We start from the raw sequence: 13631 nt of genomic DNA on the forward strand, positions 1-13631 counted from the left end.
CGATGGAACCATGAGCAGCAGCACGCCCAGCGTCTTCTCCAAGATCATCGCGCGCGAGATCCCGGCGACCATCGTCGCCGAGGACGACCGCGTGATCGCGATCGAGGACATCGCCCCGAAGGCTCCCGTCCACGTGCTCGTCGTCCCCAAGACCGAGCAGTACGCGAACGTCGGCGAGCTCGCAGCGGGCGACCCCGAGCTGCTGGCCCACGTCGTCGCCACCGCGCAGCGCATCGCCGACGAGCGCGCCGACGGCCAGTTCCGACTCGTCTTCAACACCGGCGAAGCCGCCGGTCAGACCGTGTTCCACGTGCACGCGCACGTACTCGCAGGTGAACTGCAGGAAGGCACCCTTGCCGGTTAACGAACCAGTACAGCCCACCGTCGCCGACGACGAGCCCGTCTCGGTCTCGCTCCAGGTCGACGGCATCGCCATGGTGCAGCTGCTCGGCCCCCAGGACCGTCTGCTCAAGACCGTCGAGCGCCAGTACCCGGGCGTCCGGGTGGTCGTCCGTGGCAACGAGGTCACGCTGACCGGGCCGGAGCGCGACGTCGCCCGCGCGAAGGCGCTCGTCGACGAGCTCGTCGGCATGGTCAGGCGTGGGCAGGAGATCGGCCCGGCCGACATCCCGATGTCGGCACGGATCCTCGACGACGACCGCAAGCCGTCCGACACCTTCGGCACCCCGATAGTGTCGAGCCGCGGCAAGTCCGTCCGGCCGAAGACCGACGGGCAGCGTGCCTACGTCGACGCGATCGACGAGCACACGATTACGTTCGGCATCGGTCCGGCCGGTACCGGCAAGACGTACCTGGCGATGGCCAAGGCCGTGCAGGCGCTGCAGCGGCGCGAGGTCAACCGGATCATCCTCACCCGTCCCGCGGTCGAGGCCGGCGAGCGGCTCGGCTTCCTGCCGGGCACGCTCACCGACAAGATCGACCCGTACCTGCGCCCGCTGTACGACGCCCTCAACGAGATGATGGACCCGGAGCTGGTCCCGAAGCTCCTGGCGGCCGGCACCGTCGAGGTCGCTCCGCTGGCGTACATGCGCGGCCGGACCCTCAACGACTCCTTCGTGGTGCTCGACGAGGCGCAGAACACCACGCCCGAGCAGATGAAGATGTTCCTGACCCGGCTCGGGTTCGGTTCGAAGATGGTCATCACGGGTGACATCACCCAGGTCGACCTGCCGGGCAACGTCTCCGGTCTGCGGCTCGTGACGCGCATCCTCGACGAGGTCGAGGACATCCACTTCGCCCGGCTCGGCAGCGAGGACGTGGTCCGCCACACCCTCGTCGGCCGGATCGTCGACGCGTACACAGTCTACGACGAGGAGCGCCTCGCCGAGCAGGCCGGGCAGCGCCCCGGTGGCCGTGGCACCGCCCCGGTCGGCAACCCCGACGGCGCCAACCGCGCCGAACGCCGTGGGCGCCCGCCGCAGGACCGCGCACGACCCCCGTACCCCCAGAACGACGCCCGAGGAGGCACCCGGTGAGCATCGAGCTCAACAACGAGTCCGGCGTCGAGGTGGACGAGGCCGCGATCCAGCGGCTCGCCGCCTTCGCCCTGGACGCGATGCACGTCCACGCCGATGCCGAGCTCGCGATCGTGCTGGTCGACGAGGGCGCGATGGAGCAGCTGCACGTGCGGTGGATGGACGAGCCCGGTCCGACGGACGTCCTGAGCTTCCCGATGGACGAGCTGCGTCCGGGCACCGAGGACGACCCCACGCCGGCCGGGCTGCTGGGCGACATCGTGCTCTGCCCGCAGGTGGCCGAGGAGCAGGCGAAGACCGCCGGGCACTCGAGCACCGACGAGATGCTGCTGCTCACGTGCCACGGCATCCTGCACCTGCTCGGCTTCGACCACGCCGAGCCCGACGAGAAGGCCGAGATGTTCGGCATCCAGGGCGAGATCCTGACCGCCTTCGCCGCCCAGCACCGAGGGCGGTAGCCGGTGGTCGTCGTCGCCGGACTCCTCGCGGTGGCGCTGGGGCTCGTCGTGCTCGGCGGGCTCCTCGCCGCGAGCGACGCCGCGCTCTCGGTGGTCTCCCGTGCCGACCTCGAGGAGATCGCCAGGGGCAACAAACGCCGCCACGCCATCGAGGCGATCGCGGACGACGTCGGGGCGCACGTCAACGCGCTGAACTTCTTCCGCGTCCTCGCCGAGACCGCGGCCGCGGTGCTCGTGACGATCGCCCTCGTGCGTGCCTTCGACAGCTGGTGGCTCGCACTCGTGCTCTCCGCCGCGATCATGACCGCGGTGTCGTTCGTGCTGGTCGGGTCGAGCCCGCGCAGCGTCGGACGCGCCCACGCCGAGCGGCTGATCGGTGCGACCGGCGGCATCGTCCGGGGGGTCCGCATCGTGCTCGGTCCGCTGGCCGGGCTGCTCGTCCGGATCGGCGACCGGGTCACCCCCGGCCGCGGCCGGAGCGCCTCCACCGTGTCGAGCGAGGAGCAGCTGCTCTCGCTCGTGGACGAGGCCACCGAGAGCAACGTGCTCGAGGACGAGGACCGCGAGCTCATCCACTCGGTGTTCGAGTTCAGCGACACCCTGGTGCGCGAGGTGATGGTGCCCCGCACGGACATGCTCACCGTCGACGGTGCCGAGACGCTCGCCGCGGCCATGGAGCAGTTCCTGGCCGCCGGGGTGTCCCGGATGCCGGTGACGGGCAAGGACAGCGACGACGTGCGGGGCGTGCTCTACCTGCGCGACGTCGCGCGGTCGCTGTACGAACGGCCGGCGTCCCGCAGCGAGCGGGTCAGCCGGCTGCTGCGGCCCGCCGAGTTCGTGCCGGAGTCGAAGCACGCCGACGACACCCTGCGGCACATGCAGGTCGCCAAGAACCACCTGGTGCTGGTGGTCGACGAGTACGGCGGAGTCGCCGGGCTCGTGACCATGGAGGACCTCATCGAAGAGCTCGTCGGGGACATCTCCGACGAGTACGACCGCGCCGTCGTCGACCGGACCGAGGTCGAACCGGGCATCTGGCGGATCTCCGCCCGACTGCCGATCGACGAGCTCGGCGACCTGTTCGGCATCGAGCTCGACGACGACGACGTCGACACCGCCGGTGGCCTGCTCACCAAGGAGCTCGGACACCTGGCCGTCTCCGGCGACACCGTCACCGTGTCCGGGGTCGTCCTGACCGCCGACCGGGTCGAGGGCAAGCGCCGCCACCTCATCACCGTGCTCGCCGAGCGCACCCACGCCCTGGCCGACGTCGAGGACGCCTTCGACGACGCCGAACCCACCACGACGGGAACCACGCACGCATGACCGACACCGACACCACCCAGGCCGGCTCGGACAAGCCCTACCGCGCGGGCTTCGTCTCGTTCGTCGGCCGTCCGAACGTCGGCAAGTCGACCCTGACCAACGCCCTGGTGGGCGAGAAGGTCGCCATCACCTCGTCGAAGCCGCAGACCACCCGGCGCGCCATCCGCGGGATCGTGCACCGGCCCGACGGCCAGGTCATCATCGTCGACACCCCGGGCGTCCACCGTCCGCGCACCCTGCTCGGCGAACGGCTCAACGACCTCGTGCAGTCCACGCTCGGCGACGTCGACGTGATCGGGTTCTGCGTGCCGGCGAACGAGCCGGTGGGCCCCGGCGACCGGTTCATCAACGACACGCTCGACCAGTACCCGCGGGCGAAGAAGATCGCGATCGTCACGAAGATCGACAGCGCCTCCAAGGACCGCGTCGGTGAGCAGCTGCTGGCCGTCTCGAAGCTCCGCGACTGGGACGCCGTGGTGCCGACCTCGGGCACCCGGGGCATGCAGCTCGAAGACCTGCTCGGCGTCGTCACGAGCCTGCTGCCCGAGTCGCCGCAGCTGTACGACTCGAGCGCGGTGACCGAGGAGACCGACGAGGAGCGCATCGGCGAGCTCATCCGCGAGGCCGCGCTCGAGGGCGTCCGTGACGAGCTGCCGCACTCGCTCGCCGTCGTCATCGAGGACATCGTCGAGCCCGACGCCGACGAGGACGCCGACGGCCCCCTGCGCATCTTCGCGAACCTGTTCGTCGAGCGGGACAGCCAGAAGGCGATCGTCATCGGACACAAGGGCGAGCGCCTGAAGGACGTCGGTTCGCGGGCCCGCGTCGAGATCGAGTCGCTGCTCGGCGGCCGGCACGTCTACCTGAACATCCGCGTGAAGGTGGCCAAGGAGTGGCAGCGTGACCCGAAGCAGCTCGGACGCCTCGGCTTCTGACCGTCGGCCGCTCGCACCCCGGGTCATCCGGGCGAGGGACGCGGGGACGAGCGGCCCGCCGTACCGTGGACGGGTGTTCCGTCCCATGCTGCGCGCGCAGGTCATCACCGACCTGCTGATCGCCGTGCTGCTCGGCGGCCTCGTGCTGGTCGCCAGCGGGCGCGGGCTCGACGGGCCGTTGTCCGTCGTCACCGTCGTCGGGATGACCGCCGCTCTGGCACTCCGGCGCCTGTCACCCGGGCTCGCCCTGGCCGTGGCGTGGGTGTTCGCGGTCTTCGAGATGGTCACCCTGCAGGTGCCGGACGTGTCGAACGCGTTCATCGCCGGCGTCATGTACACGACGAGTGCGTACGGCAGCCGCCGTGTGCGGCTGGCCGGGCTCGTGTCGGCGATCGTCGGGTCCGTCGCCGCGGCGGCGTACATGGGCTTCGACGACTACCGGAACCGCTTGACCTACGAGACCACCTCGACGTCGGTGCCGGAGTCGCTGCAGGTCACACTCTCGTTCTTCGCCGTCGTCCTGCTCCTGCTGCTGCTGCCGTGGCTCGCCGGACTCGTGGTCCGAACCCGTCGCTCGGCGAGCATGAGTCGCGAGGCCCAGCTGCTGGCCGAGCGTGACGCCGCGCGGGCCGACCGGGCCGTCGCGGTCGAGCAGGAGCGCGTGCGGATCGCCCGCGACATGCACGACATCGTCGCGCACTCGCTCGCTGTGGTCATCGCGCAGTCCGACGGTGCCCGGTACGCCCTGAAGGCCGACCCCGCGGTGGCCGACCAGGCCCTCAGCACCATCTCGGCCACGGCCCGGCGCGCACTCGGCGACGTGCGCGAACTCCTCGGCGCGCTCCGGCACGAGCAGGGGACCGCGCCGACGCCCGAGATCGACGACATCGACCGGCTCGTCGACGAGATGCGGCAGCTCGGGCTCGACGTGCGGGTGGAACGCGAGGGCGACCCCGCCGGGCTGCCCACCACCACGCAGCTCGCGGTCTACCGGATCGTGTAGGAGAGCCTGACGAACGCGTACAAGCACGGAGAGCCCGGCAGCCCGGTGCGTGCCGCCCTGACCTACCGGCCGGACACGGTCGAGATCGCCGTCGTGAACCGCCGTGCCGACGACGGCGTCCGCGGCCCCGGCACGGGCCACGGCCTGGTCGGCATGCGCGAGCGCGCCGTGATGACCGGCGGCACCATGACCGCCGGGGCCCGGGGGGACGACTTCGCGGTCGCCGTCCGGATGCCGACCGTCCCGGCCAGTGGGCAGATGCCCCGGGGCCGGATCACCCTGACCGAGCAGGAGCACACCGCCCGATGACCACGATCCCGACCGACGAGCACTCGATCCGCGTCGCCCTCGTCGACGACCAGGCGCTGTTCCGCACCGGCATCCGGATGCTCATCGACTCGCAGCCCGACCTGCGGTTCGTGGGCGAGGCGGGCGACGGTGCCGAGGGGGTCGAACTCGTCCGGCGGACCCGTCCCGACGTGGTGCTGATGGACGTCCGGATGCCCGTGATGGACGGCATCACGGCGACCGGTCACATCGTCGAGCAGTCCGGCACCGACGGCGCGAAGGTCCTCGTGCTGACCACGTTCGACTTCGACGAGGCCGCCGCCAAGGCCATCCGCGCCGGTGCGAGCGGCTTCGTGCTCAAGGACGCCGATCCCGAGTTCCTGCTCGCGGCGGTCCGGACCGTGCACGCCGGCACCGCGGTGTTCGCCGCGTCGGCCACGCGGGAGCTCCTGCGACGGTACGACGACTCGGTCGGCCGCGCCGCCGCCGTGCCCGCTGCGTTCGCCGACCTCACCCCGCGTGAGCGCGAGATCTTCGACCTGGCCGCCCGCGGGTTCAGCAACAGCGAGATCGCGCAGCACGAGTACGTCAGCGAGGCGACCGTGAAGACGCACATCTCGCGGGTCCTGACGAAGCTCGAACTCCGCGACCGGGTGCGGCTCGTCGTCTTCGCCCACGAACACGGGCTCGTCACCAAGGCCGACTGACGCCGGGTCATCCGCGGGGATGACCCCTCCACAGGCAACCGAGCCGAGCGGACGATCCACAGGAGCCGAGCGGGCGACGCGGGTCGGGACCGCTGAGCGTCATCGTGGATGCATGACCACGAGCCACGCCCCGATCATCCGCCTCGACCACGTGTCCAAGCACTACGGCGACGACGCCCGACGTGTGACCGCGCTCGACGACGTCAGCGTCGACATCGGCGCGGGGGAGTTCACCGCGGTGATGGGCCCGTCCGGGTCCGGCAAGTCGACGCTCATGCACGTCGCGGCCGGTCTCGACGCCGTGTCCACCGGTCGGATCCAGATCGACGGCGTCGACATCACGGCCCTGGGCGACAAGGACCTCACCGAGCTGCGTCGTCGTCGGCTGGGCTTCGTGTTCCAGTCGTTCAACCTCGTCCCGACGCTCGACGTCAGCGAGAACATCCGGCTGCCGTTCCTGCTCGGTGGGCACAAGCCCTCGCGCGAGGAGTCCGCCTGGATCGACCGGCTGGTCGAGATGCTCGGGCTCGGCAACCGGCTGACGCACCGTCCGCACCAGCTCTCCGGCGGGCAGCAGCAGCGCGTCGCCATCGCACGGGCGCTCGCTTCGCGGCCAGCGGTGGTCGTCGCCGACGAGCCGACCGGCGCACTCGACTCCCGCACCGGGCGCGACGTGCTCGCGATCCTCCGCGGTGCCGTCCAGGAGTGGGGCCAGAGCGTCGTCATGGTCACGCACGACCCGGTGGCGGCCGCGAACGCCGACCGCATCCTGTTCCTGGCCGACGGCCGGATCGTCGCCGACCGCCCCGCGATGGACGCCGGCGCGATCTCCACGACGATGCTCGGGATGGAGGCAGCAGCGTGAACGGCGTCCGCTCCTTCGCCCCCACCGTCCTGGTCGCGGCCCTCGGCACCACGTTCGGTTCCGCCCTCGTCATCGCACCGGGGATCGTGACCGAGGCGCTCCGAGCCGCAGGGGTCGCCGACCTCGGTCCGATCAAGGCGATCCTGTCGGTGGTCGGGTGGCTGTTCCTCGGCATCGCGCTCTACGTCGGCGCGATCGTCACCGCGAACACCTGCGCCACCCTGATCGCCGGGCAGACCCGGATCATCGCGCTGCAGCGGCTCGTCGGTGCGACCGGTGCGACCCTCCGTGCGCGGATCACCCGCACCGGCCTGGTCGTCGGCGTGCTCGGCGGGGTCGTCGGCGCCGTGGTGGGGACCGCGCTCTCGGCCCTGTTCGTCGTCGTCCTGCGGGGCAACGGGGTCCTGCCCGAGGCCGAGTACACGTACGTGCCGTGGGAGCTCGTCCTGCCGGTCGTGGCCGTTGTCCTCGCCACCTGGGGTGCCTTCGCTGCCGGGTCGCGCCGCGTGCTCACCGTCACCCCGCTCGAAGCGCTGTCGTCGTCCGTCGAGCCGAGCCACGACGACGTCCGGTCCGGCACGGCCCGCAAGGTCTGGTCGATCGTGCTCATGGCCGGCGGCGCGGTGCTCATGCTGCTCGGGCTCGCGGTGAGCTCGCTGTCCCCGGTCGCGGTCCTGCCGGCGGCGCTCGGCGGGTTCGTGTCCTTCGCGGGGGTCGCCGTGGGGGCGACGATCGTGATGCCGCCCGTGCTGCACCTCATCGGCCGCATCGGCTCGCACGACCCCGTCGTCCTGCTCGCCGGACGGAACGCGATGCGGGCGCCGGGGCGGTCCTCGCGGGCGACCATCGGGCTCGTCATCGGCGTCACCCTGCTCGTCACCTTCGCGGTCGCGCTCGGCATCATGCAGCACGTGCTCGAGACCGAGATGCGCGCCATGAGCGCGGGGAGCGCCACCCCCGAGATGATCGAGGCGCAGCGGGACCTCTTCGTGCAGATCAACGCCGTCGTCAGCGTGATCGTCGGGTTCTCCGCCGTGATCGCCGCCGTCGGGGTCGTCAACGCCCTGGCGCTCGGGGTGCTCCAGCGTCGACGCGAACTCGGGCTGCTGCGGGTGCTCGGCCTGACGGGTGCACAGGTCCGACGGATGATCGTGACCGAGGCCGTGCAGATGGTCGTCGCGGCCGTCGTCTCGGGGCTCGCACTCGGCACGCTGTACGGCTGGGTCGGCGGGCAGACGCTCCTCGGCTCGCTCGGGACGCCCGTGGCACCGGTGCTGCCGCCGCTGACAATCGGCATCGTGGTGATCGGCGCGCTGGTCCTGGCGGTCGTCGCCACCATCGCCCCGGTGCGGCGCGCGATGCGCGTCCCGCCGACCGAGGCCCTCGCGGTCGACTGACCCGTCGCCCTGGTCGCACCACGCGACGACACGGGAGGCCCGGTGCCAGCTGGCACCGGGCCTCCCGTCCGTCGTGGGGTCGCGCCGACGTGCCCTGCCCGGCCCCGCCACGCCGCTCACCTTCGCCGAGGTGCCACGAACCGTCGTCCAGACGCGGCCCGGGCGACACAACGTGACCACTCGGCGACCGGCCCGCGGCATGTCTCGAGCACTCGGCACCGCACCCGGCACCGCACCCGGCACCTCACCCGGCACCGCACCCGGCACCCTGCTCGGCACCCTCTTCGGAAGCCGCGGGCAGTCCCGCGTCACACGCTTGCGCCAGCCCGCTGCTCCGGTGCTACCGTGGGTCCCGATGTACTCGGCACTCCTCCTCCTTCGCTGCCGCGACGAGGCCTGACACTCCGGCCCACCTCGTCGCGGAGTCCGTCGTGGCCGCACCACAACAGCTCACGAACACGCGACGAAAGCGAAGAACGATGCAGAACACCCAGCAGCCCTCCGGGATGCCGATCCACAAGTACGTCCCGTTCCACGAGCAGATCAGCGTCGACCTGCCGGACCGCACCTGGCCCACGAAGCGCATCGACAAGGCACCGCGCTGGTGTGCGGTCGACCTGCGTGACGGCAACCAGGCACTCATCGACCCGATGGACGCCGAGCGCAAGCGGGCGATGTTCGACCTCCTCGTCCGGATGGGCTACAAGGAGATCGAGGTCGGGTTCCCGAGCGCCTCGCAGACCGACTTCGACTTCGTGCGGTCGCTGATCGACGAGGGCGCGATCCCCGAGGACGTCACGATCCAGGTGCTGACCCAGGCGCGCGAGCACCTCATCCAGCGCACCTACGAGGCGATCGACGGCGCGAAGCAGGCCATCGTCCACCTGTACAACTCGACGAGCATCGTGCAGCGCGAGGTCGTCTTCCGCACCGACGTGCAGGGCGTGGTGGACATCGCGGTCACCGGTGCGAAGCTCTGCAAGGCGGCTGAGGCGACGCTGCAGCACGACACGACGATCTACTACGAGTACTCGCCGGAGTCCTACACGGGCACCGAACTCGAGGTCGCACTGGAGATCTGCAACGCCGTCCTCGAGGTCTTCGAGCCGACGCCCGAGCGCAAGGTCATCATCAACCTGCCCGCGACCGTCGAGATGGCCACGCCGAACGTCTACGCCGACTCGATCGAGTGGATGTCCCGCCGCCTCGCCCACCGCGAGGACGTCATCCTGTCGCTGCACCCGCACAACGACCGGGGCACCGCGGTGGCGGCCGCCGAGCTCGGCTACATGGCCGGTGCCGACCGCATCGAGGGCTGCCTGTTCGGCAACGGTGAGCGCACCGGCAACGTGGACCTGGTCGCCCTCGGGATGAACCTGTTCACGCAGGGCATCGACCCGGAGATCTCGTTCGCCGACATCGACCAGGTGAAGCGCACGGTCGAGTACTGCAACCAGCTGCCGGTGCCCGAGCGCCAGCCGTGGGCGGGCGACCTCGTGTACACGGCGTTCAGCGGCTCGCACCAGGACGCCATCAACAAGGGCTTCGAGGCGATGAAGGCCAAGGCCGCCGCCGCGGGCAAGGACATCGACGAGATCGAGTGGGCGGTGCCGTACCTGCCCGTCGACCCGAAGGACATCGGCCGGTCGTACGAGGCCGTCATCCGCGTCAACTCGCAGTCCGGCAAGGGCGGTGTGGCCTACCTGCTCAAGACCGACCACGCCCTCGACCTGCCCCGCAAGCTGCAGATCGAGTTCTCCGGCGTCGTCCAGCGGCACACTGACACCGAGGGCGGCGAGTTCTCGTCGCAGCGCATCTGGGACGTGTTCCAGGACGAGTACCTGCCGGCGTCGATCGACGACGAGAAGTGGGGCCGGTACGAGCTCACCAAGACGGCGACGTCGAGCGACTTCGAGGGCACGACCTCGCTGTCCGTGGCACTCCGGGTCGACGAGGGCGCGGTCACGGCCGAGGCCGTCGGCACCGGTCCCATCGACGCGTTCCTGAAGGTGCTCGCCGAGCAGGGCGTCCAGGTCACGCTGTACGACTACTCGGAGCACACGATGAGCGCCTCCGGTGACGCGAAGGCGGCGTCCTACGTCGAGCTCGACGTCGACGGCGTGCGCCTGTGGGGCGTCGGCATCGACGCCGACATCTCGACGGCGTCGCTCAAGGCGATCGTGTCCGCGGTGAACCGCGCGGTGCGTGCGGGTGCCGCGGCCGGCGCGCCGGAACTCGTCTCGGCCTGAGACGCAACCAGCCCTGGAGGCGCGGTGCGGGTCCGTCCCGCACTGCGCCTCCCGTCTGTGCCCGGTCTTTCCCCCGTCACGCGCGATGGCAGGTCGAATCGGGCGTACCTGGTCGTTTCTTCCGACCAGGTACGCCCGATTCCACTCGGTACGCCCGGGCCCCCGCCCGCACCGCACGCGGCTGTCGGCGGGGCGGGGGATACTGGGGGCATGCCGCTGTACCGGGACGAGTGCGTCGTGTTGCGCACCCACAAGCTCGGTGAAGCCGACCGCATCGTCACGATGCTCTCGCGGCAGCACGGCAAGATCCGTGCCGTGGCCAAGGGCGTGCGACGAACGGCGTCGAAGTTCGGCAGCCGGCTCGAACCGTTCATGGTCGTCGACGCCCAGTTCTACGAGGGCCGGTCGCTCGACATCGTCACCCAGGCGGAGTCCCTCGGCGCCTACGGGGCCCAGATCGTCGCCGACTACGGCGCGTACACCGCGGCCAGCGCCATGGTGGAGACCGCCGACCGACTGAGCGAGGCCGACGCGGGGCTGCAGCAGTACCTGTTGCTCGTCGGGGCGCTGCGCTCGTTGTCCCGCGGGGAGCACCAGTCCAGCGCGACCCTCGACTCGTACCTGCTCCGCGCGATGAGCATCGCGGGGTGGGCGCCCTCGTTCAGCGACTGTGCGGTGACGGGGGAGCCCGGCCCGCACTCGGCGTTCGTGGTGCAGCTCGGCGGTGTCGTCGCCGACCGTGCGGCACCCCCGGGCACGCCGCGGCTCGACCCGGCGACGCTCGGGGTGCTCGGCTCCCTGCTCGCCGGCGACTGGGCGACGGTCGACGCCACCGACGAGCGGACGCGTTCGCGGGCCTCCGGCGTGGTCGCGGCCTACGCCCAGTGGCACCTGGAACGATCGCTCCGGTCCCTGCCGCACGTCGACCGCTCCGAGCACCCGATGCCGGTGCCGCAGACCCACGGCGGACCCGAGGCGACAGCACGTGCGGTGGCCTCGACCCCGGCACCCGCCGTGCCCGAGCCCGACCCCGCTGTCGAAGGAGCCCCCACCGCATGAGCCCCCGCCGCCCCGACGACGTCGAACCGTTCCGCCCGATCGACTGGACCGGCGAGACGCCGCCGGCGATCCCGGCCCGGTTCGTGCCGGAGCACGTGGCCATCGTCATGGACGGCAACGGCCGGTGGGCGAACGGCCGCGGCCTCACCCGGATCGAGGGGCACAAGGCGGGCGAGGCCTCACTGCTCGACGTCGTCGCCGGCGCGATCCAGATCGGCGTCGGGCACGTGTCGGCGTACGCGTTCTCGACGGAGAACTGGAAGCGCTCCCCGGAAGAGGTCCGGTTCCTGATGGGCTTCAACCGCGACGTCATCCGCCGTCGCCGTGACCAGCTGCACCAGTGGGGCGTCAAGGTGCGGTGGGCAGGCCGGCGTCCGCGGCTGTGGCGGAGCGTCATCGACGAGCTCGAGACCGCCGAGCGGATGACGGCGGGCAACGACGTCCTCACGCTGACGATGTGCGTGAACTACGGCGGCCGGAACGAGATCGTCGACGCCGTGCGGGGCATGGCCGAGGACGTCGCAGCCGGGCGCTTGAAGCCGAGCCAGGTCACCGAGAAGGCCCTGGCGAAGCGGCTGTACGTGCCCGAGATGCCCGACGTCGACCTGTTCCTCCGGAGCTCGGGGGAGCAGCGCACGAGCAACTTCCTGCTCTGGCAGTCCGCCTACGCCGAGATGGTGTTCCTCGACCGGCTCTGGCCGGACTTCCGTCGCACCGACCTGTGGGGTGCGATCGAGGAGTACGCCAGCCGCGACCGACGCTACGGCGGCGCGGTCGACGCCCCGACGGCCTAGCCCCGAGCCCGAGTCCGAGCCCAAGCCCGAGCCCGAGCCCGAGCCCGAGCCCAAGCCCAAGCCCGAACCCGAGCCCTGCCCCTCAGCCCGGCAGCGGCCCCTCGAGCAGGTGGGCCGCGGAGCGCACCGCGTCGAGCGCCGCACGGACGCTCGGCACCCGGTCGGCACCACGGGCGACGACGACCTCGACACGCCGGGCCAGCTCGTCGTCCACGGGGTCGATCGCGACACCGGCGGGGATGACCGTCGTCGCGAGTGCCAGCCGGGGGAGCAGCGCCACCCCGAGCCCGGCGGCGACGAGTCCCACCACCGCGGCGGCGTTGTCCGTCTCGAGCACGATGTCCGGCGTGAACCCCGCGCTCGCGCACGACGCGAGCAGGTGCCCACGGCACCGCGGGCAGCCCCCGATCCACCGGGCGTCGTGGTGGGACGCGAGGTCCACGACGGTGGAGCCGGCGGTGCGGAGTCGCTCCGTGCCTCCCGGCTCGACCGGTGTCACCAGCGCGAGCGGGTCGCGACCGAGCGCCCGGGTGACGAGGCCCGGGTCCGGGGTGGTCCCGACCTCGTCGCCGACGTAGGTGAAGGTGAGGGCGACGTCGACCTCGCCACCGCGCAGCAGGTCGAGTGCCTCGGGCGGCTCGACCTCGACGTACGAGGTCGTCACCCCCGGCGCCGTCGCGGCGAGCCGGGCGAGCACGGCGGGCACGAGGGCGGAGGACGCGCTCGGGAACCCGGCGAGTCGCACCCGGCCACGGCTGAGCCCGCCGACGGCGTCGAGGTCCTCGCGCGCCGCGGTCAGCGCGGCCTGCACGTGCAGGGCGTGGTCGGCGAGCACCTGCCCGGCGTGCGTGAGGGTCGCGCCGCGTCCGCCGCGCAGGACGAGCGCGTGCCCGAGCCGCTGCTCGGCCCGGGCCACCAGCTGGCTGACGGCCGGCTGGCTCGACCCGAGGGCGGCGGCGGCGCGGGTGATCGACCCGCCGTCCGCCACGGCACGCAGGATCCGGAGCAACTGGGGATCGATCTCGTCCATCACCCGATGTTATCGGTGGCACAA

14 protein-coding genes are annotated in these 13631 nt (G+C 71.6%); 13 read left to right on the forward strand and 1 reads right to left on the reverse strand.

Features of this window, described 5'->3' with window-relative positions; translation table 11 throughout:
* Positions 1-10: 10 nt before the first annotated feature.
* From HP445_RS14780 to HP445_RS14840, 13 genes are all read left to right on the forward strand, one after another.
* Positions 11-364, forward strand: a complete 354-nt coding sequence (locus HP445_RS14780) for a histidine triad nucleotide-binding protein (protein ID WP_128779706.1) — start codon at positions 11-13, stop codon at positions 362-364.
* Positions 354-1496, forward strand: a complete 1143-nt coding sequence (locus HP445_RS14785; protein ID WP_128779707.1) for a PhoH family protein — start codon at positions 354-356, stop codon at positions 1494-1496. Before HP445_RS14780 ends, HP445_RS14785 begins: the two co-directional genes overlap by 11 nt.
* On the forward strand, positions 1493-1954 hold the full coding sequence (gene ybeY / locus HP445_RS14790; protein ID WP_017886675.1) for an rRNA maturation RNase YbeY: 462 nt from the start codon (positions 1493-1495) through the stop codon (positions 1952-1954). The genes HP445_RS14785 and ybeY overlap by 4 nt, the downstream gene beginning before the upstream one ends.
* Positions 1955-1957: 3 nt before the next feature.
* Positions 1958-3280, forward strand: coding sequence for a hemolysin family protein (locus HP445_RS14795; protein ID WP_128779708.1), 1323 nt, complete (start codon positions 1958-1960; stop codon positions 3278-3280).
* Positions 3277-4215, forward strand: a complete 939-nt coding sequence (gene era, locus HP445_RS14800; protein ID WP_111023145.1) for a GTPase Era — start codon at positions 3277-3279, stop codon at positions 4213-4215. Before HP445_RS14795 ends, era begins: the two co-directional genes overlap by 4 nt.
* 73 nt (positions 4216-4288) lie before the next feature.
* Positions 4289-5218 (forward strand): sensor histidine kinase, encoded by a 930-nt coding sequence (locus HP445_RS19210; RefSeq protein WP_128779709.1) that lies wholly within the window; start codon positions 4289-4291, stop codon positions 5216-5218.
* Between the two features lie 45 nt (positions 5219-5263).
* Positions 5264-5527 carry an ATP-binding protein gene (locus HP445_RS14810; RefSeq protein ID WP_128779710.1) on the forward strand — a complete coding sequence of 88 codons (264 nt, stop codon included), beginning with the start codon at positions 5264-5266 and terminating at the stop codon, positions 5525-5527.
* Positions 5524-6213: a response regulator gene (locus HP445_RS14815; protein WP_035808237.1), complete on the forward strand. Its 690-nt coding sequence runs from the start codon at positions 5524-5526 to the stop codon at positions 6211-6213. Before HP445_RS14810 ends, HP445_RS14815 begins: the two co-directional genes overlap by 4 nt.
* A 112-nt stretch (positions 6214-6325) precedes the next feature.
* On the forward strand, positions 6326-7078 hold the full coding sequence (locus HP445_RS14820) for an ABC transporter ATP-binding protein (RefSeq protein ID WP_128779711.1): 753 nt from the start codon (positions 6326-6328) through the stop codon (positions 7076-7078).
* On the forward strand, positions 7075-8475 hold the full coding sequence (locus HP445_RS19215; RefSeq protein WP_128779712.1) for an ABC transporter permease: 1401 nt from the start codon (positions 7075-7077) through the stop codon (positions 8473-8475). Before HP445_RS14820 ends, HP445_RS19215 begins: the two co-directional genes overlap by 4 nt.
* Before the next feature lie 479 nt (positions 8476-8954).
* Entirely contained in the window at positions 8955-10724 is a 1770-nt protein-coding gene (gene leuA, locus HP445_RS14830; RefSeq protein WP_128779713.1) for a 2-isopropylmalate synthase, read from the forward strand.
* A 210-nt stretch (positions 10725-10934) separates the two neighbouring features.
* The gene (gene recO / locus HP445_RS14835) at positions 10935-11783 is read left to right on the forward strand and encodes a DNA repair protein RecO (RefSeq protein ID WP_128779714.1); all 849 of its coding nucleotides are present in this window, start codon (positions 10935-10937) and stop codon (positions 11781-11783) included.
* On the forward strand, positions 11780-12577 hold the full coding sequence (locus HP445_RS14840) for an isoprenyl transferase (protein ID WP_017886684.1): 798 nt from the start codon (positions 11780-11782) through the stop codon (positions 12575-12577). The genes recO and HP445_RS14840 overlap by 4 nt, the downstream gene beginning before the upstream one ends.
* Positions 12578-12659: 82 nt before the next feature.
* On the opposite strand, the gene HP445_RS14845 is transcribed toward HP445_RS14840, so the two are convergent.
* Positions 12660-13607 carry a LysR family transcriptional regulator gene (locus tag HP445_RS14845; protein ID WP_128779715.1) on the reverse strand — a complete coding sequence of 316 codons (948 nt, stop codon included), beginning with the start codon at positions 13605-13607 and terminating at the stop codon, positions 12660-12662.
* Positions 13608-13631 lie beyond the last annotated feature (24 nt).

The organism is Curtobacterium flaccumfaciens (assembly GCF_013359815.1).
Classification (GTDB): domain Bacteria; phylum Actinomycetota; class Actinomycetes; order Actinomycetales; family Microbacteriaceae; genus Curtobacterium; species Curtobacterium flaccumfaciens.